This window comes from Arthrobacter vasquezii (genome assembly GCF_029455255.1).
GTDB lineage: Bacteria > Actinomycetota > Actinomycetes > Actinomycetales > Micrococcaceae > Arthrobacter_D > Arthrobacter_D parietis.
Genome location: NZ_JAROKN010000064.1, coordinates 1 through 16,172, shown reverse-complemented (window position 1 = coordinate 16,172; position 16,172 = coordinate 1). Strand labels below are relative to the sequence as shown.

At 64.5% G+C, this 16,172-nt stretch carries 18 protein-coding genes; 9 read left to right on the top strand and 9 right to left on the bottom strand.

Annotation, left to right across the window (positions count from 1 at the left end):
• The coding region (locus P4U43_RS15600) for a glycoside hydrolase N-terminal domain-containing protein (protein ID WP_277359564.1) at nt 1-160 on the bottom strand (160 nt) is incomplete at its 3' end.
• Between the two features lie 5 nt (nt 161-165).
• On the bottom strand, nt 166-2,184 hold the full coding sequence (locus P4U43_RS15595) for a beta-galactosidase (RefSeq protein ID WP_277359562.1): 2,019 nt from the start codon (nt 2,182-2,184) through the stop codon (nt 166-168).
• Between the two features lie 329 nt (nt 2,185-2,513).
• Here P4U43_RS15595 and P4U43_RS15590 point away from each other — a divergent pair, with 329 nt between their 5' ends.
• Nucleotides 2,514-3,005, top strand: a complete 492-nt coding sequence (locus P4U43_RS15590; RefSeq protein ID WP_277359561.1) for an FBP domain-containing protein — start codon at nt 2,514-2,516, stop codon at nt 3,003-3,005.
• Nucleotides 3,006-3,082: 77 nt separating this feature from the next.
• Here the strand turns inward: P4U43_RS15590 and P4U43_RS15585 are convergent, their stop codons facing one another.
• From P4U43_RS15585 to P4U43_RS15575, 3 genes are read right to left on the bottom strand one after another with little or no spacing between them, the layout of a single operon-like run.
• Entirely contained in the window at nt 3,083-4,102 is a 1,020-nt protein-coding gene (locus P4U43_RS15585; RefSeq protein WP_277359560.1) for a threonine ammonia-lyase, read from the bottom strand.
• Nucleotides 4,103-4,119: 17 nt separating this feature from the next.
• Nucleotides 4,120-5,109 carry an AEC family transporter gene (locus tag P4U43_RS15580; protein ID WP_277359559.1) on the bottom strand — a complete coding sequence of 330 codons (990 nt, stop codon included), beginning with the start codon at nt 5,107-5,109 and terminating at the stop codon, nt 4,120-4,122.
• A 21-nt stretch (nt 5,110-5,130) separates the two neighbouring features.
• Nucleotides 5,131-5,583, bottom strand: a complete 453-nt coding sequence (locus P4U43_RS15575; protein ID WP_277359558.1) for a DoxX family protein — start codon at nt 5,581-5,583, stop codon at nt 5,131-5,133.
• A 203-nt stretch (nt 5,584-5,786) separates the two neighbouring features.
• Here P4U43_RS15575 and P4U43_RS15570 point away from each other — a divergent pair, with 203 nt between their 5' ends.
• Entirely contained in the window at nt 5,787-6,878 is a 1,092-nt protein-coding gene (locus P4U43_RS15570; RefSeq protein ID WP_277359557.1) for a hypothetical protein, read from the top strand.
• 85 nt (nt 6,879-6,963) lie between these two features.
• Here the strand turns inward: P4U43_RS15570 and P4U43_RS15565 are convergent, their stop codons facing one another.
• Nucleotides 6,964-8,496, bottom strand: coding sequence for a GntP family permease (locus tag P4U43_RS15565; RefSeq protein ID WP_277359556.1), 1,533 nt, complete (start codon nt 8,494-8,496; stop codon nt 6,964-6,966).
• A gap of 200 nt (nt 8,497-8,696) precedes the next feature.
• Here P4U43_RS15565 and P4U43_RS15560 point away from each other — a divergent pair, with 200 nt between their 5' ends.
• Together P4U43_RS15560 and P4U43_RS15555 are read left to right on the top strand one after the other, a co-directional pair.
• Nucleotides 8,697-9,419, top strand: a complete 723-nt coding sequence (locus P4U43_RS15560; RefSeq protein ID WP_277359555.1) for a FadR/GntR family transcriptional regulator — start codon at nt 8,697-8,699, stop codon at nt 9,417-9,419.
• Entirely contained in the window at nt 9,416-10,192 is a 777-nt protein-coding gene (locus P4U43_RS15555) for an SDR family NAD(P)-dependent oxidoreductase (protein WP_277359554.1), read from the top strand. Before P4U43_RS15560 ends, P4U43_RS15555 begins: the two co-directional genes overlap by 4 nt.
• A 165-nt stretch (nt 10,193-10,357) precedes the next feature.
• Here P4U43_RS15555 and P4U43_RS15550 read toward each other — a convergent pair whose 3' ends face one another.
• Nucleotides 10,358-10,837, bottom strand: coding sequence for a MarR family winged helix-turn-helix transcriptional regulator (locus tag P4U43_RS15550; protein ID WP_277359553.1), 480 nt, complete (start codon nt 10,835-10,837; stop codon nt 10,358-10,360).
• Nucleotides 10,838-10,928: 91 nt separating this feature from the next.
• On the opposite strand from P4U43_RS15550, the gene P4U43_RS15545 reads away from it, so the two are divergent.
• Nucleotides 10,929-11,504: an NADPH-dependent F420 reductase gene (locus P4U43_RS15545; RefSeq protein WP_277359552.1), complete on the top strand. Its 576-nt coding sequence runs from the start codon at nt 10,929-10,931 to the stop codon at nt 11,502-11,504.
• A 92-nt stretch (nt 11,505-11,596) separates the two neighbouring features.
• Complete coding sequence (locus tag P4U43_RS15540) at nt 11,597-12,031, top strand: DoxX family protein (protein WP_277359551.1); 435 nt, start codon at nt 11,597-11,599, stop codon at nt 12,029-12,031.
• Between the two features lie 87 nt (nt 12,032-12,118).
• Here the strand turns inward: P4U43_RS15540 and P4U43_RS15535 are convergent, their stop codons facing one another.
• Together P4U43_RS15535 and P4U43_RS15530 are read right to left on the bottom strand one after the other, a co-directional pair.
• Nucleotides 12,119-12,814: an LmeA family phospholipid-binding protein gene (locus tag P4U43_RS15535; RefSeq protein WP_277359550.1), complete on the bottom strand. Its 696-nt coding sequence runs from the start codon at nt 12,812-12,814 to the stop codon at nt 12,119-12,121.
• Between the two features lie 47 nt (nt 12,815-12,861).
• Nucleotides 12,862-13,230, bottom strand: coding sequence for a serine/threonine protein phosphatase (locus P4U43_RS15530; protein ID WP_277359549.1), 369 nt, complete (start codon nt 13,228-13,230; stop codon nt 12,862-12,864).
• Between the two features lie 115 nt (nt 13,231-13,345).
• On the opposite strand from P4U43_RS15530, the gene P4U43_RS15525 reads away from it, so the two are divergent.
• The 3 genes from P4U43_RS15525 to P4U43_RS15515 form a co-directional block, all read left to right on the top strand.
• On the top strand, nt 13,346-14,104 hold the full coding sequence (locus P4U43_RS15525; protein ID WP_277359548.1) for a LamB/YcsF family protein: 759 nt from the start codon (nt 13,346-13,348) through the stop codon (nt 14,102-14,104).
• Nucleotides 14,105-14,127: 23 nt separating this feature from the next.
• A complete protein-coding gene (locus P4U43_RS15520; protein WP_277359563.1) occupies nt 14,128-15,717 on the top strand; it encodes a 5-oxoprolinase subunit B/C family protein in 1,590 nt (529 codons plus the stop codon).
• A partial coding sequence (locus tag P4U43_RS15515; RefSeq protein ID WP_277359547.1) for a biotin carboxylase N-terminal domain-containing protein occupies nt 15,714-16,172 on the top strand: 459 nt, incomplete at its 3' end. The genes P4U43_RS15520 and P4U43_RS15515, both read left to right, overlap by 4 nt.

The following is a 16,172-nucleotide window of genomic DNA, read 5'->3' as shown; positions in this document are numbered from 1 at the left end:
GGTGCTCGCTGGCCGGGCTGCCTGACCAGGCGGTGCTGTCATTGATCTGCAGGCGGGTAGTCGAATCGCCGGCAAGCACCATCGCGCCGAGCCGGCCGTTGCCCAGGGGCAGGCCGTCGAGCCAGGTGGCTGCCGGACTGGTGTAGAAGAGGTCGGCCACCGTAGTCAGCGCACTTCCCGCACGATCAGCGCAACACCCGGAGGAAGGGCGGTGGGCCCGTCCAGCGGGGTATCGCTGAGGAGGTCGTGACCGTGCACGTCAATCTCCGCCGTCTCCGCTGAATGGTTGAGGAGGAACAGGTAGCTGGAGTCGCCGGCGTAACGGCGGACCGCCTCAAGACCGTAACCGGCGGCCGGATGATCCGGGTGGACGCCGGCGTCGTTCAGGATGCGGTGCAGGTGGTCGCGCAGCGCGTCTTCGCCGAGCCGGGTGGCGATGTAGTGAGCAGTGCCGGAACCCCACGCATGCTGTGTAACCGCGGGGCGGCCAGCGAGCGGGTACTCCGTGAAGTTTGCGATGCTGGCGGCACCGGCGAGCTCCACCGCTTCGGCCCAACAGTCTGCGGAGGATCCGTCACTGAGTTTCAGTGCGGTGGCGGCAAGCTGCGGGAAGTGTTCCTCAACGCGGATGCCGAGGAGCTCCGCAAACGCTCCGGAGAAGCCGCCTGACCGGACGTTGAGGTTCTCATCCGTGCTGCCCGAGAAGTACCAGATGGCGGTGTGTCCGCCGTCGGCGACGTAGCCTCGCAGTGTTTCCGCTTCGGCGTCCGAGGCAGCCAGCTTGCTGGGCACCAGGACAAGGTTGTAGCCGCTGAGGTCCTGATCGAGCCGGACAAAGTCAACGTTGACTCCGAGCAGCCAGAGCGCACGGTGGACAGCCTTCACTGCGGGCAGGAAAGCGACGTCGGTGGACGGCAGAGCGCTGGTGTCCGTCGACCACCACGCAGCGGAGTCCCAGACGATGGCCACCCGGTTCTGGTTCACCCGACGCCCGGCAACCGGGGCCTGTGCAAGTTCGTGCAGGGTAGACAGCGTGGTGCCGAGTTCTACGATTTCGCGGAATGTACGGGAGTTTTCGCCGACGTGCGGAACCATCGGCGAGTGGAAGAACTCCGCGCCCGCGCGCGGCGACCGCCACTGGAAAAACAGGGATCCGGTGGAGCCGCGGGCCAGATATTGAAGCGTGCTGAACAGCAGCGTGCCTGGGTCCCGTGCGAGGATCCGCCCTTGGGCGTAGTTGTAGACCATGGTGGTGGCCTGTTCCATCAGTACCCATGGGCGGCCGGCGTTGAAGGAGCGGGCGAGGTCACTGCCGAAGGCAACCTGGATGTTCCCCTCGATGCCTGGGGTGTCCGGGTAGTGGTCAACGGAGACGTCGTCGATCTCCGCGGCGAAGTCCCACTGGTCGTAGTGGTTCCAGCTGGGGAGCATGAAGTTGGTGGTGACGGGAACGTCAGGGCGGACGCCTCGGACTATGTCCACCTGGTCACGCAAACAGTCCCTCAGGAGGTCAGCCGAGAAGCGCTTGAAGTCCAGCAGCTGGGAAGGGTTGGGTAGGTATTGGGTGGCCTGAGGGGCGAAGATCTCGTTCCATTCGCCGTACCCCTGAGACCAGAACGCGGTGTTCCAGGTGGCGTTCAGCTGCGTCAGGGTTCCATACTTCGCGCGTAGCCATCCCCGGAATGCCGTATCCGTCTCAGGACCGTAGGAAACCGTGCCGTATTCGTTGTGGAGGTGCCACATCCTCAGCGCCGGGTGGGAAGAGTAGCGCTCGGCGAGGGCTGTGGTGACGCGTTTGGCTGCGGCACGGTAGGCAGGAGCCGCCGGGTTGTAGGTGTCCCGGCTTCCATGGATCAGCCGCACACCGTCCGCAGTGACCGGCAGGGCTTCCGGGTGTGCCAGGGAGAACCAGGGCGGCGGCGAGGCGGTCGGTGTGGCAAGGACAACGCCGATGCCGTTTTCCGCCATCAGATCCATGACCTTGTCCAGCCAGCCGAACTCGTAGTGACCTTCCCGCGGTTCGATGGAAGACCACGAGAAGACGCCGACCGTCACTCGGTTAACGCGTGCCTTCCGCATCAGGCGAACGTCTTCCTGCCACACCGATTCAGGCCACTGTTCCGGGTTGTAGTCGCCGCCGAAGACGAGCTCATCGGTTTTCGGGAAGGGCTGATCAGTGGGCATGGAGGCGGTCCTTGAGCGATGTGGATGCGGTATTGTCGAAGCGCTTCGACAACTGTATGGTCCAGTGACGTGACGCGCAACACCCTTGCGTCTGCGTTGCCCCTGGCGCGTCACTTTGCGAAGATGCAACGGTAGGAAATTGAGACATTCGACGACGGATCCAAGGGAATGGACATGCTGCTAACCGCTCCGGTCAGCGCGGCCATTGGAAGCGAGGCGGCCGCTGTGGCCAGCTGTGAGGAACGCGACTAGCCCTTCCCTGCCGAACCTGTGCAGGTGGAGGGCCACTGTGTCATGCCCTCGAACACCCATCTGTAAGGCGATCCATCATGCAAAAAATCGGCGACCGCGACATCCGGTCATCGTTCATCAATGCCACCCGCTCCGAAACCGCCAAACTCAATCTCCCAGCGAACTTCGACTCGCTCGAGTGGGACAAGCTCGACTTCCTCGGTTGGCGTGACGGGAAGATGCCGCTCCGCGGTTATCTCATCGTGCCGAATGAAACCGGGATCACCGGCGTCCTCCTGCGAGCGCCGGAGGGCGGACCTAAGAAAAACCGTTCGGTACTGTGCGAGATCTGCCGCGATGTGTTCTCCAAGGAGGACGTCCTGCTCTGGGTGGCCAAACGTGCCGGCCAGTCAGGCAGGAATGGCAACACGGTCGGCACGCTGATCTGCGCCGACTTCATCTGTTCTGCCAACGTACGCAAGGCGCCGCCGGTCAATGAGATCAACCCGGATCCCGCCGTCGTCGTGAAGCGGCAGGTAGCGGAGCTGAACGTGAGAATCCGGAAGTTTCTGGCGCGAGTGGCCGAATAGTCGGCGGTGCGTGGAGAAGCGAACGACGCCGCCCGCCGGGTCTGGGTGGATATCCTCGCCAGATTCCTCGAACGGCTCTAGCCCGCCTGCTGCAGCACCTTGGCCAGGAGGGCTGGATCCACTGATCCGCCGGAGACGACGGCGGCCGTTGTGCCGCCGTCGTTCTGGGTGTTTCCGGACGGCACGAGGTCATGCATCCAGGCGGCAGTGGCTACGGCACCGGACGGTTCAACCACGAGTCTGCCGGCGAGGGTGAGGTGGCGCATAGCGGCGAGGATTTGTTCTTCAGTGACGGTGATGACGTCGTCGACGTAGCGCTTGACGTGCTCCCACGGGTGGACACCGAGCGCGGGTGTGCGGAGGCCGTCGGCAACGGTGCGGTACGTGAGTTCCTGCTCCCAGGTGATGCGGCGTCCTTCGCGGAAGCTCTGGGCGGCGTCAGCGGCGAGTTCCGGCTCCACCCCGATCACTCGGGTTCCGGGATTGAGGGCCTTGACCGCCGTCGCAATACCGGAAATGAGTCCGCCGCCGGAAATGGGGACCAGGACGGTGTCGACGTGCGGCAATTGCTGCATAATCTCGAGGCCCACAGTTCCCTGGCCTGCGATGATGCGGGGATCATCATAGGGCGGCACGTGGACGTACCCGTGTTGAGCGACGAGCTCGTGGGCACGGACGTCACGCAGGGCGGAAGGCACTATCTCCACCTCGGCGCCGAGCGCGCGGACTGCCTCGATCTTGGGGAGCGGCGCGGCGTCCGGCATGACGATCACGGCGCGCAGGTTGAGCCGGTGTGCCAGCCAGGCGACGGCGCGGGCGTGGTTGCCGGAGGATTGGGCGACGATGCCGTGTTCGCGGGCATGATCCAGCACCTGAGCAATGGTGTTGTAGGCGCCGCGCAGCTTGAAGGCACTGGTGGGCTGGAGGGACTCGGCCTTGCAGTGGAGTACCTCATCCGGGCGCTGCGGGTGCGGCAGCTGGATGATCGGTGTACGGAGAACCAGGTCACTGATGCGTTCAGCAGCGGCTTCGATGTCGCTGAGGGTGACGAGCGTGGTCTCTGCCGCTTCGCTTGTTGCGGCTTCGCTGATACTCATGGATCGATCCTAGCGACCTACAGCAGTACCGTCAGCGCGATGAGGATCCAGGCCGGTAGCACTACGCCGGAGAGGACGGTCTGGGCGGCGGTGATCTGGGCCATGAGCGCGGCGTCTCCGCCCAGGCGCCGGGCAAAGACGTAGGAACTCGTTGCCGTCGGGAGTGACTGAAAAACCACACAGACGACGGCGGCCGGCCCGGAGAATCCCAGCAGGACACACAGTCCCAGGGTGGCTGCCGGAACCGGAACGAAGCGAAGCAGGAGGGCGGCAGCCACGGGCCGCAGGGATTCGCGGGGAAAAGCACGCCCCCGCAGCCCTGCTCCAACACAGAAGAGGCCGATGGGAAGTGCCGCTCCCCCGAGCAGTCCCAGCACCGCGGCAATGAGCTGTACGACGACGGCCGGCACCGGTGCGCTCAGGAAGTCCCCCATACCCGGTGCGGAACCGATGAGGTTTGCGGCGAGTCCTACGGCGCACGCGAGAATCAGCGGGTTGCCGAATACCGCCAGGATCAATGCGGAGCCGCGGAGCCTGTGGTGTCCGTAGTGTGCGAGCGCGATGGTTGAGGCGAGGTTTCCGAACGGTATGAGGACCGCGTTGGCGAGCGCTGCGATGGCGATGCCGTTGGATCCAAAGAGGGCTGCCGCCGTCGTCACTCCTATATAGGTGTTGAAGCGGACGGTTCCCTGGAACACCGAGGTGAAGGCCGGGCCGTCCCTGCCGGTGGCGGGTCGGCGGGCGGCATAGGCGAGCAGTGCAGAGAAGGTCGCAGATGCTGTCAGGACAAGCACCATGGGACCGGGTTCAATGGATGCGAAGTCGGCTCCGGCGAGGCCGGTCACCAGCAGTGCCGGCAGCAACACGAAGTAGACGAGCTTTTCCAGTCCGGACCAGAATTCCGGGCTGGTGATGAAGGAGTGTCGGAAGATCGAGCCCAGGCCAATGAGAATGACGGCTCCGATGAGCGCGATGACCACGTCTATGTCGATGACGCCACGTCCCATCGCGGTCTTTGCCTCATGCCGTTAGTGGCGTTGGTGCTCACCTGAGGAGCGTAGCAATCGGCGGTCGCGCCATGCACCGGTGGACCACAGCGCCCATAACACCAGCAGCGGCTGGAAGAAGAGGCGGATGAGCCGTGCGCGGTCGGTGTCCAGACCGAAGGCGTCTACACCCTCAACGTACTGGGCGATATTGCCGGGGAAGATGGCAATGAAGAACGCAGCGACGATCCAACCGACGAGAACCCTGTACCGCAGAAGGAGAATCAGTGCAGCGCCGAGGAGAATCTCGACGATGCCTGACCCCACCACAACGACGTCGGTGGGCAGGGGAAACCAGGACGGCACCTGCGCTGCGAATTCGGAGCGGGCGACCGTCAAGTGGACGGTGCCTGCTGCCAGGAGGATTGCTCCGAGCAGTATGCGGGCGATGCTTCGGGGAAGGGATGTGCGGAGTGGGGTTGGGGTTGCGGCCATTCCGTTCAGCCTAACGGGACCGGCACCGGGTTCTGCTGGGTACGGGTTTTCCTCGATTAGGATGAGCGCAGCGCATTTGCGCGGCTGGTTGGGGGCGGTGGGGTGCCTTCACCATCCCCGGCACCCACGAAGGCCCGACGTTGCTGTACTTTCCTTCCACCAATTCGGCCGCGCATCGTCCTGCCGACCGTGATGTCACCCGCTTGCATTCCCTGCTTGACGACGACGTCTGGGCGTTCGCCAACTGCCGGGTGGAGGCGCCGGGGCTTCCGGTCGCCGAGATCGACTGGTTCTTCTACAACACCCGCACCGGCTGCCTGATGCTGAGCGAGTGGAAGAGGTTCCCCGCTCCTGTCTCGTTCGCGGCAGATACGGGGAAGGAGTGGCTCCTGGCCAACGGGGCCGATGTGCCGAACCCGATCGAGCAGGTCTCGCGCCAGCTCGACGCCGTCCGGATGGTCATACGGCGGTCCGTCCTACCGCAACACTTCGCGCGTTTCAACGACCAGGAGCTGAGGCTCGCCCAGTGCGTGTATTCGCCGCAGATCGATTCAGCCACCGTGGTGGAGCGGATCCGCTTCGGCAAGGTTTACGGCACCTTGGAAGAACTCGCCTCCGTGGTGCAGACTCTGCCGAACCCTTCCCCCCTGCTACTGAATGACCACGACGACGCACGGCTTTCCCTCGCACGGGCACTATGCGCGCTCTTCCGGTGCAGCATGTCGTCCGGAGTTGAAGCGAAGTTGCGCCCGGCTCCGGCAAAAGCACCGGCTGCTCGCACCGACGTCGCAAAGCGGGTCAGCGAGATCCACCGTGAAATCGCGAAGCTGCACCTGGAGCTCGCGGAGCTGACTCTTACCGCGGAGTCCACGGCGTCGAGCAAGCCGCCTTCGGTACCATCACCCCCTACGACGAAGTCCCTCATCACGACTTCTGCTGCGACTCTCAAAGCCCCCGCCGCGCAAGTCAAAACCGTAATGATCAGTGAGCATGCGCGCATGCAGAAGCACTTGTCCAGCCGCTTGAAGAGCCTGAACGGGAGCAAAGAGATAGCGGCCGAAGCGCTCAGGCAGGCGTGGCGGTCGGTTCTGGCTGATCAGATGTTGCATGGTCCGCACGGGCTCAGCGTTTCCCTGTTCGCCAGCATCGCTACTCCCTACATCAAGGAGCACCACGGCTCAGTGCAGAAGCTCGTGGGCATGCAGCCGCGCAAGTGGTGCATGCTGCAGGCGGAACAGGCCGGGCTGAAGCCCAGGGACGTTGCGGGAAAACCATCGAACATCAGGGTGCGTTAGCGCCGGCACGTCTCAGCACACGACTGCTCCCCGGGAAGAATTCCCGGGGAGCAGTGCTGTGCACTAGTTAGGCAGAGTTACGCGGTCAGCCAAGGATCGCGTTGGCGATGAACAGGAGCGGGATCGAGCCGGCCCACACCGCCGTCGTAATTCCTGACCAGCCCTTGAGCGCCGCGGTCCCTTCCAGCCCTGAGAAGCGGGTGACCACCCAGAAGTAGGAATCATTGAAGTAGCTGAACACCATGGATCCAGCGGTGCAGGCAAGCGCCGCGATCAGGGGGTCAACGCCAATCGAGGTGACCAGCGGAGCCGTGACCGAAGCCGCGGTAATCATGGCGACAGTGCCGGAGCCCTGCGCGATGCGCACCAGGGTCGCGATCAGGAACGGGACCAGGAAGGCTGGAAGGGCTGTCGCTGCGATGGCTTCAGCGAGGGCATCGCCGACGCCTGAACTACGCAGAACCTGACCGAGGGCACCGCCTGCACCGGTGATGAGGAGAATGAGCCCGGCTGACGCAGCAGCATCAGCGAACCAGCCCTGCACCTTGGAACGCGGAGTCCAACGGGGCAGCAGCACATACACGGCGAGGATGACGCCAATCACGAGGGCAACCACGGGGTTACCGATGAAGGCCAGTGGGACGGCCCACGCGGAGGGCTCGTACTCGCCGGTACCGACAACTCCCTGGTTGCTCTGGTCGATTGCACCGCTCACCGTGTTGAGAATGATGAGGATCAGCGGGACCACCAGCGGCAGGGAAGCAACAAAGGCTCCAACCTTGTGCGGCTTGGCTCCTGCGGGGGGCGTGCCCAGTTCGGAACTGTCGAAGTCGATGGTGGAGCCGTACTCGGAATCCTCGGATGGTCCGGTTGCGCCGATGGCCCGGGCAGCGGTGTCACCTGACGCGTGATCGTCATGGTCTGCGAGCGCGGTGGTTGTCCGGCCATGCTGGTGCGTGGCGGCGCGGCCGTACACGGTCTCGCGGATGGTCTCCGACATGCCGGGCTCGATCTTCGGCCCGATCCATTTCGCGTAGAACACGACCACCGGCAACAGGATGATGGTGAACGCAAGCCCGGCAAGGATGAGAGCTCCCAGATCTGTGCCGAGAATACCGGCAACAGCGAGGGGACCCGGCGTCGGCGGAACCATATGGTGCGTTAGCGTCATACCGCAGCCAAGGGCCAGTGCCAGCGTGATGTAGCCGGCACGCTTTACCCTGGCGATGGAGCGGGCCAGCGGGTTCATAATCACGTAGCCGGAGTCACAGAACACCGGGATGGAGACGAGCGACCCGACGCTTGCCATTGCCCAGGGTTCGCGCCCCTTGCCGAACAGTTTCAGGAAGGCCAGAGCCAGCGCGTTGGCGGCACCGGACACCTCGAGAATCTTTCCGATTCCCACGCCCAGACCGATCACGATCCCGATGGATGCGAGGGTATTGCCGAACCCGGTGGTGATGGCCGAAACGATCTCGAGCGGTGCCTGCCCGGCTACAAGCCCGGTGACCAGGGCGGCAATAAGCAGTGCCACGAACGCGTCGAGGCGCGTTCTCAGCACAAGGATGATGATGGTCGCTATTCCAAGAACCAGCGCCAAAAGAAGTTGTATGTCCACGTGATTGGTGCTCCTCGTCAGCTAAGCAAGCCTCGTTGCCGGCTTAGGGTCTGCACGTGCCCGAAGTACATTGACGAGCGATGTGCTGAGTGTCACACTAGCACCGGACATATGACGTCTGACAAGTGTTTGGGGAGGAAACGTGGTGCGGATGTTCAGAGCAGCGTTGCACCCCGTCAGCCGGGCCGGGGGGTGTGCTGGTGGCACGCGCTTCGCTGGCTGAGTCCGTTTTTGAAGAGATCCTTGAGCGCATCATCAGCGGAACCTATCCTCCCGGTGAGTTCCTTCCGTCTGAGGGCGAACTGGCGGCCGCGACGGAGGTGAGCCGGCTGACCGTGCGGGAGGCATTGAAGAAGCTTCAGGCCCAGAATGTGGTGCAGGTGCGGCGCGGACTGGGAACGTACGTCAACCCGAGCGCACAGTGGACGGACCTGCAGGCGATCCTGCGTTCCGCGACCGCGGCGTCCGCTTCGCCCGACGTCTCACTCCGGCTCCTGGAAATCCGTCGCATGGTTGAGATCGGGGCTGCTGAACTCGCTGCACTGCATGCCACCGACGAGGACCTTGCCCGCATGGAAGACGCAAACGCGGCGCTGCAGGCTGCGCATCAGGCAGGAGACCTCGACGCTGTGACCACAGCTGACCTTGCCTTCCACGAAGCAGTTTTCCGGGCGTCGGCGAACCCCTTCATTCCGGTCATTCTGGGCCCGCTGGGCAAGCTGCTGTATAGCATGCGGCGGGAGACGTCGTCGTTCCTTGAAGTGCAGAAGCACGCCCTTGAGCACCATGCGTTGGTGCTAGACGCTATCCGGACCGGTGATGCCGAAGTGGCCGGAAAAGCGATGCAGGCCCACATCAACCAGACCTATGACGACTACGAGCATTTCATCCATCACAACGATCAGCATCAGGAGCAAAGGTGACCGAACCAGCAGAATTCCCCTCAAGCCGTACAGCGGTACTCACAGGCGCGGCTTCCGCGCGCGGAATCGGTCGCGCAACAGCCAATCGGTTGGCCGGCGAGGGCTGGAACATCGGGATTCTCGACATCGACGGGGCCGCTGCCGAAGAGGCTGCGGCGGACATCGCGCAACGGCACGGCGTTCAGGCAATCGGTGTGGCGACCGACGTGTCCGATGAGGCTTCCGTTGATGCAGCGATCAGCCGGATCGAAGCCGAGTTGCCGCCCATTGTGGCACTGGCGAACCTCGCGGGGATCAGCTCCCCCACCGAGTTCATGCAGGAAACCAAGGAAGCCTGGGAGCGGGTTTTCGCAGTCAATATGACGGGCACGTTCCTCGTGACGCAGCGGGTGCTGCACGGGATGATCGAGCGGAAGCTCGGGCGTGTGGTGAGCATTTCGTCGATCTCCGCCCAGCGTGGCGGAGGTACCTATTCCAAGGTGGCCTACAGCGCGTCAAAGGCCGGCATCATCGGATTTACGCGTGCGCTCGCACGGGAAATGGGTGAGCACGGCATTACGGTCAACAGCATTGCGCCGGGTCCGGTTGACACCGACATCATGGGAGGAACCCTCACGGAGGAGCGCAAGCGGGACATGTCGAAGGATATCCTGGTGGGTCGCGTAGGCACCGTGGATGAGATGGCTGCCCTCATCTCGTTCCTGGTGGGTCCTGATGCCGGGTTCATCACTGCCGCTACCTACGACATCAATGGTGGCCTGCAGGTTTCGTGACGAACTTGCCCAAAAACCGCCGTAGCCACCGCTCGGACTGGTTAGCTGACATGCACGCCGATAGCGCTTTAGCCATCGGATAGCCGTTTACCGCCATCCGATGGCTGGAACGCTATCCGAAAGCGGGAATGCTATCAGCGCTGGCCGTTCCGAAGCGCCCCAAAACTACTTCCCCAGCGAAGCGAACATCCGCCCCTCGGGGTCGAGCTTCTTCAACAACTGCGTGGTGATGTCGGACAGCTCCGACACCTGCTCACGCGTGAGCTGATCAAAAACCATACCGCGCACATGCTCAACGTGACCCGGAGCAGCGCCTACCAACTTGGCCCACCCCGTTTCGGTGAGCGTCACGTTCTTGGCACGCCGGTCTTCGCTGCACTCGCTCCGCTCCACCAGCGCCTTTTTTTCCAGCCCCGTCAGCACCCGGGAAAGCCTCGGAAGCGTTGCGTTGGTCTGCGACGCCAACGCTGTGATGCGCAAGGTACGCCCGGGCACCTCAGACAGAGACGCAAGAACGAAGTATTCGAAGTGCGTCAGATCCTCATCACGCGTCAACTGCCCATCGAGTGCCGCCGGCAGCAGCTCGAGCACCGCCGCCATGCGCTTCCATACTTCCTGTTCATCCATGCTGAGCCATCGCGTCATGCCTCCATTCTACGTAATGCTTGCATCTACAACTAATCGCTGCTAACTTATTAGTTGTACCCGCAAGCAATTCTTTCTCAAGGAGCTCCACATGACTTCGTTCACCATCTTCGGCAAGGGCAACATGGGCAGCGCCATCGCAAGCGTTGTCGCAGCAGGCAGCTCGTCCGTCGAGCACATCGACTCCTCCAGCACCGGCGCCACCGTCAACGGCGACGTCGTCGTTCTCGCAGTCCCCTACCCCGCCCTCAAGGACATCGTGGCGCAGTACGGCGATCAGCTGGCCGGCAAGGTCGTCGTCGACATCACCAACCCGCTGAACTTCGAAACCTTCGATTCCCTCGTGGTTGCCGCTGACAGCTCCGCCGCCGCTGAGCTGGCGTCGGCACTGCCGTCGTCGAAGGTCGTCAAGGCTTTCAACACCAACTTTGCGGCGACCCTCGGTTCCAAGACCGTCGGCTCCAACCAGACCACCGTTCTCATTGCCGGCGATGACACCGACGCCAAGAACCGCCTCGCCGACGCCGTCAAGGCCGGCGGCGTGGACGCCGTCGACGCCGGCTCCCTCGCCCGCGCCCGCGAGCTCGAAGCTATCGGTTTCCTGCAGCTGACCCTCGCCGCCGGCGAGAAGATCCAGTGGACCAGCGGATTCGCTCTCGTCCGCTAATCAGCCACAATCACCAGCACGACGCCGGTGCTCAGCCACTGCGCACCGGCGTCGCTCGTTCTACCCAGCCCCAAACCCCGAAACGGACTTTCATGAACAACGCCACCCTGACCACCACTGCCCGTACCGTGCTTCGCGTCGTCGTCGGCTTCCTTTTCGCCGCACACGGCTGGCAGAAGTTCAACGAGTGGACCATTGCCGGCACCACCGCCGCGTTCGGTGACATGGGCATCCCCATGGCCGAGATCGCCGCCCCCGTGATTGCCACGCTCGAGCTGGTCGGTGGAATCGCCCTGATCCTCGGCCTACTCACCCGCCCCGTCGCGGTGCTGCTGACCCTCGACATGCTGGGCGCGCTGATCCTGGTGCACGTCTCCGCCGGCGTCTTCGTAGCGAACAACGGCTACGAGCTAGTGCTGCTGCTCGGTGCCGCCGCGCTGACCCTCGCACTGGTTGGTCCGGGCCGCGCCTCGGCTGACTACGCGCTGTTCGGCCGCCGCGACTCACGCGTGAGTGTGCTCGCGTAAGCACTTAAACCTGAAAAGGGGAGGAAGCCTGCACTGGCTTCCTCCCCTTTTGCGTGCCCGGAGTGCTCCCCGCAGCAGCGGGTGGCACTAAGGACCCAAACGAACGTCCGCACCCGTCAGGTTGGCCCGGAAACCGTCCTCCTGAACGGTGACGTCCTGCAGCACAAGCCCCTCGGGTAGACCTTCAATCTCGTGCTCGATGGTCACGAGGCTGCGCACCACGGTGCCGATTGCGTTCGAGAGGAAGTCCGGGCCGCCAATGTCGATCGAGCGGGGTTCGACCACGAGACTGCCACCCTCGACCTCGACAGTGCCGGTGGCCACGACGCGAAGTTCGCGACCCAGCACCTCCACTGTGCGAACGACGGCGGCCTGGCCCACCTCCGCTGCACGGACCACGGTTCCCTCCCCCAATTCGTCGGCGACAACCTCGAACGGCACCGTGGCGTCCACGGAGAGCCGGGCCGCGACCAAACCGTCCGGCCCCGTGACCACATCCTGACCGACAGCCTGTACGTCGCGAAGCGTCGAGCCGGCGGTCACCACTGTTCCGGCGTCCAGCTCAAGATCGGCGAGCCACGTCTCGTCTTCGCCAAGATCGCCGGGAGCTGCAGGCGGCGGAAGGTCGCCGGGCATATCCGCGGTCGACGACGGCGTTGGCTCCGCGCCGGACCCACCCGCTGGGCTGCTCACCACCCACCAGAGGATGGCAATCGTGATGCCCAGGACAAGAATCATCCCAACGGCACCGATCAGCCAGTCCTTTGCACGCGTCCACTCCATATGAACAGTGTGGTGGTTCCGAGCGCGGGATGGGTGAACCCCGTCGGTCAGGCGGTCTGACTCAGTCGATCGGTCGGAAGGGGAAGCTCGATGACTGCCAGGAGATCGACCGACTTGGCGATCGGTCCATCCATCGCTTGAGCAACCGAAATGGTGTCCCGCCGAACCTCCTGAATCAGCACCTTGACGCGCCGCCCATCAAGGTCCAGCCACCAATCCTCAATGAACATTCGAAGACCGAGTTCGTCTAGAAGATTCTCCGCATCCTCCAGTTCCGTCGCTTCGCCGGCTGGACGATGCAGGAGGTCGAACGGAGCGAACAGGCCATCGTCGGTGAGATGGATGTAGCCAACGTGCTCACCATCGGACGACCGCCTGTGGTCGAAGATGTTCTCGGCCGGGAGCGCGTTAGTCATACGGCCACTATATGAACCCATTCGCCGGAGCGCGACACCAAAGTGAGCAGATATTGTTGAACAATCTGTGAATCTCGTGCATGCTGGGTGAACCACAAACGAGACGAGGATCACTATGGCTTTCATCGACCTCAACAGCGACGTCGGCGAGTCCTTCGGCAACTGGACCATGGGCGACGACGCCGCCATCTTCCGCTCCGTCTCCAGCGCCAACGTTGCGTGCGGCTTCCACGCCGGTGACCCGTCCACCATCGCCCAGACCTGCCGCGACGCAGTTGCCGCCGGCGTCACCATCGGCGCCCACGTCGGTTACCGGGACCTGGCCGGCTTCGGACGGCGCTTTCTCGACTGCTCCCCCACAGAACTGGCCGACGACGTCCTGTACCAGATCGGCGCCCTCGACGCGATTACCCGCGCAGCCGGCGGCACCATCCGCTACGTCAAGCCACACGGCGCCCTCTACAACACGATCGTCACCCACGAGGTCCAGGCCAAGGCAGTAGTCGACGCCGTCAAGGCCTTCGGCGGCGACCTCCCGATGCTGCTCCTGCCGGGCTCGGTCGCGCTCAAGACCGCTGAAGCCGCCGGACTCCGCGGAGTCTCCGAAGCCTTCGCCGACCGCGCCTACAACCCGGACGGCACCCTGGTCTCCCGCCGCGAACCCGACGCCGTCCTCCACGATGAAGACACCGTCGCCGCCAACATGGTCCGGCTCGCGACCGAAGGCACCATCATCGCCCGCGACGGCTCCGCTATCCGCACCAGCGCCGAAAGCATCTGCCTCCACGGCGACACCGACGGCGCAGTAGCGATGTCCGCCGCCGTCCGCCGCGAACTGGAGGCTGCCGGCGTCGGTATCCGGAGCTTCGTGTGAGCGCTGGCGCCCCTCACAGCAGCATGCTGACGGAAATTCACTGGGCCGGGCCGCGCGCCCTGCTCATCGAACTCGAATCGCTCGACGCCGTCCTGGCCCTTCATGCGCAACTGGTCGACCATCCACTGCGCGGCCAGGTCGATGTCCTCGCCGCAGCCCGCACGGTTCTCGCGGTCTTCGACTCGAGCGGTAACGCCCGTGCTGCCCGCACTGCCGTCTCCGCGCTCGATGTCGCCCAGACGAAGGACGCGCTGACCTCCGCCGATCCGGTCCGGATTGAGGTGGTGTACGACGGCGATGACCTCCCCGAGGTAGGCCGCCTCACCGGCCTCGGCGCTGATGGCGTCATCGAAGCCCACACCGGACAAATCTGGACGGCTGCCTTCGGCGGATTCGCCCCGGGATTCGCTTATCTCGTCGGTGAAAACGAATCCCTCAACGTCCCGCGCCGCACCAGCCCCCGGACCGCCGTCCCCGCCGGATCAGTAGCGCTGGCCGGCAACTTCTCCGCCGTCTACCCGCGGCGCTCCCCCGGCGGCTGGCAACTGATCGGCCGCACCTCCACCCGTATGTGGGACCTCGACCGAGAACAGCCCGCACTGCTGCGCCCCGGCACTCCGGTGCAGTATGTCGCGGTACGGGAGGCGATCGAACTTGCGGACACGCAGGACACGAACGACGACGACGCCACCCTCCCTGCCGCTGCCGGCCCCGCCCTTGAGGTACTTAGCCCCGGCCCGCAGTCGCTGATCCAAGACCTCGGCCGGCCAGGACTCGGTGACCTCGGCGTGTCAGCATCCGGCGCTGCCGATACCGCGAGCGCCCGCCAGGCCAACCGACTGGTCGGCAATCAGCCGGGGGACGCCGTCGTCGAAAGTGTCCTCGGCGGACTGGCCGTCCGCGCTCAAGGGGAACTGACGCTGGCACTTTCGGGCGCATCGGTGCCCGCGCAGATTGACGGCCCGCAGGGCGAGCGCAACGTCCCGATGTGCGCGCCCTTCGCCCTGCACGACGGCGAACAACTCTCCCTCGACGTCCCAGAGTCGGGGCTGCGAACCTACCTCGGCGTCCGCGGTGGAATCGACGTTGCCCCGGTGCTCGGCAGTCGCTCGACGGACTTGATGTCCGGGATCGGCCCGGCGGTCCTCGTAAAGGGGGCGGTGTTGCCTGTGGGAGATGTCGGGAATGGGCGCACTGTCGGCGCACCCGAAACTTCCCCTCTCCCGGCGGACATCCTCGAGCGCCGGAAAACAGTCACCCTGCGCATCATCACCGGCCCACGGCAGGACTGGTTCACCCCTGAGTCGCAAGCGGCGCTGACCGAACAGCCCTGGACGGTGACCGCTGAGTCCAACCGCATCGGCGTCCGCCTTGGGGTCACCGAGGGCCAGCCCCTCGAACGCGCACGCACCGAGGAGCTCCCCAGCGAAGGTGTGGTGGCAGGCTCACTACAGGTGCCGCCGTCGGGCCTTCCCGTCCTGTTCCTTGCCGACCATCCGGTCACCGGCGGGTATCCGGTGATCGGCGTCGTCGTGCCGGAGGATTTGCCTATTGCCGCCCAACTGTCGCCGGGCACCACCGTGCGTTTCATCGAAATGGAGCCCCAGCCATGAAGAAGGTCCTGATCGCCAACCGCGGCGAGATTGCTGTCCGGATTGCCCGCGCGTGTGCCGATGCGGAGCTCGCATCCGTGGCGGTGTACGCCGGTCCCGACGCCGACGCCCTGCACGTCCGCCTCAGTGACGAGGCCTACGCACTTGGCGGTTCGGCCAGCGCGGACACCTACCTGAACATTCCCAAGCTGTTGGACGTTGCAGCCCGCGCCGGCGCCGACGCCGTTCACCCCGGCTACGGCTTCCTCTCCGAGAACGCGGACTTTGCGCAGGCAGTGCTCGACGCCGGACTGACGTGGATCGGTCCCTCACCGGAGGCTATCCGCAGTCTGGGAAACAAGGTCACCGCGCGCGAGATTGCGGTGAGGGCAGGCGCTCCGCTGGTTCCCGGCTCGGACGGCCCGGTGGCCAACGCCGAGGAGGTTCGCGCCTTCGCCGACGAGCACGGAACAGGA

Coding starts and splice junctions, on each gene's coding strand:
- P4U43_RS15595 (WP_277359562.1), bottom strand. CDS start 2,184: ATGCCCACTGATCAGCCCTTCCCGAAAACCGATGAGCTCGTCTTCGGC.
- P4U43_RS15550 (WP_277359553.1), bottom strand. CDS start 10,837: ATGACGCGATGGCTCAGCATGGATGAACAGGAAGTATGGAAGCGCATG.
- P4U43_RS15575 (WP_277359558.1), bottom strand. CDS start 5,583: ATGGCCGCAACCCCAACCCCACTCCGCACATCCCTTCCCCGAAGCATC.
- P4U43_RS15585 (WP_277359560.1), bottom strand. CDS start 4,102: ATGAGTATCAGCGAAGCCGCAACAAGCGAAGCGGCAGAGACCACGCTC.
- P4U43_RS15530 (WP_277359549.1), bottom strand. CDS start 13,230: ATGACTAACGCGCTCCCGGCCGAGAACATCTTCGACCACAGGCGGTCG.
- P4U43_RS15590 (WP_277359561.1), top strand. CDS start 2,514: ATGCAAAAAATCGGCGACCGCGACATCCGGTCATCGTTCATCAATGCC.
- P4U43_RS15525 (WP_277359548.1), top strand. CDS start 13,346: ATGGCTTTCATCGACCTCAACAGCGACGTCGGCGAGTCCTTCGGCAAC.
- P4U43_RS15535 (WP_277359550.1), bottom strand. CDS start 12,814: ATGGAGTGGACGCGTGCAAAGGACTGGCTGATCGGTGCCGTTGGGATG.
- P4U43_RS15520 (WP_277359563.1), top strand. CDS start 14,128: ATGCTGACGGAAATTCACTGGGCCGGGCCGCGCGCCCTGCTCATCGAA.
- P4U43_RS15580 (WP_277359559.1), bottom strand. CDS start 5,109: ATGGGACGTGGCGTCATCGACATAGACGTGGTCATCGCGCTCATCGGA.
- P4U43_RS15545 (WP_277359552.1), top strand. CDS start 10,929: ATGACTTCGTTCACCATCTTCGGCAAGGGCAACATGGGCAGCGCCATC.
- P4U43_RS15540 (WP_277359551.1), top strand. CDS start 11,597: ATGAACAACGCCACCCTGACCACCACTGCCCGTACCGTGCTTCGCGTC.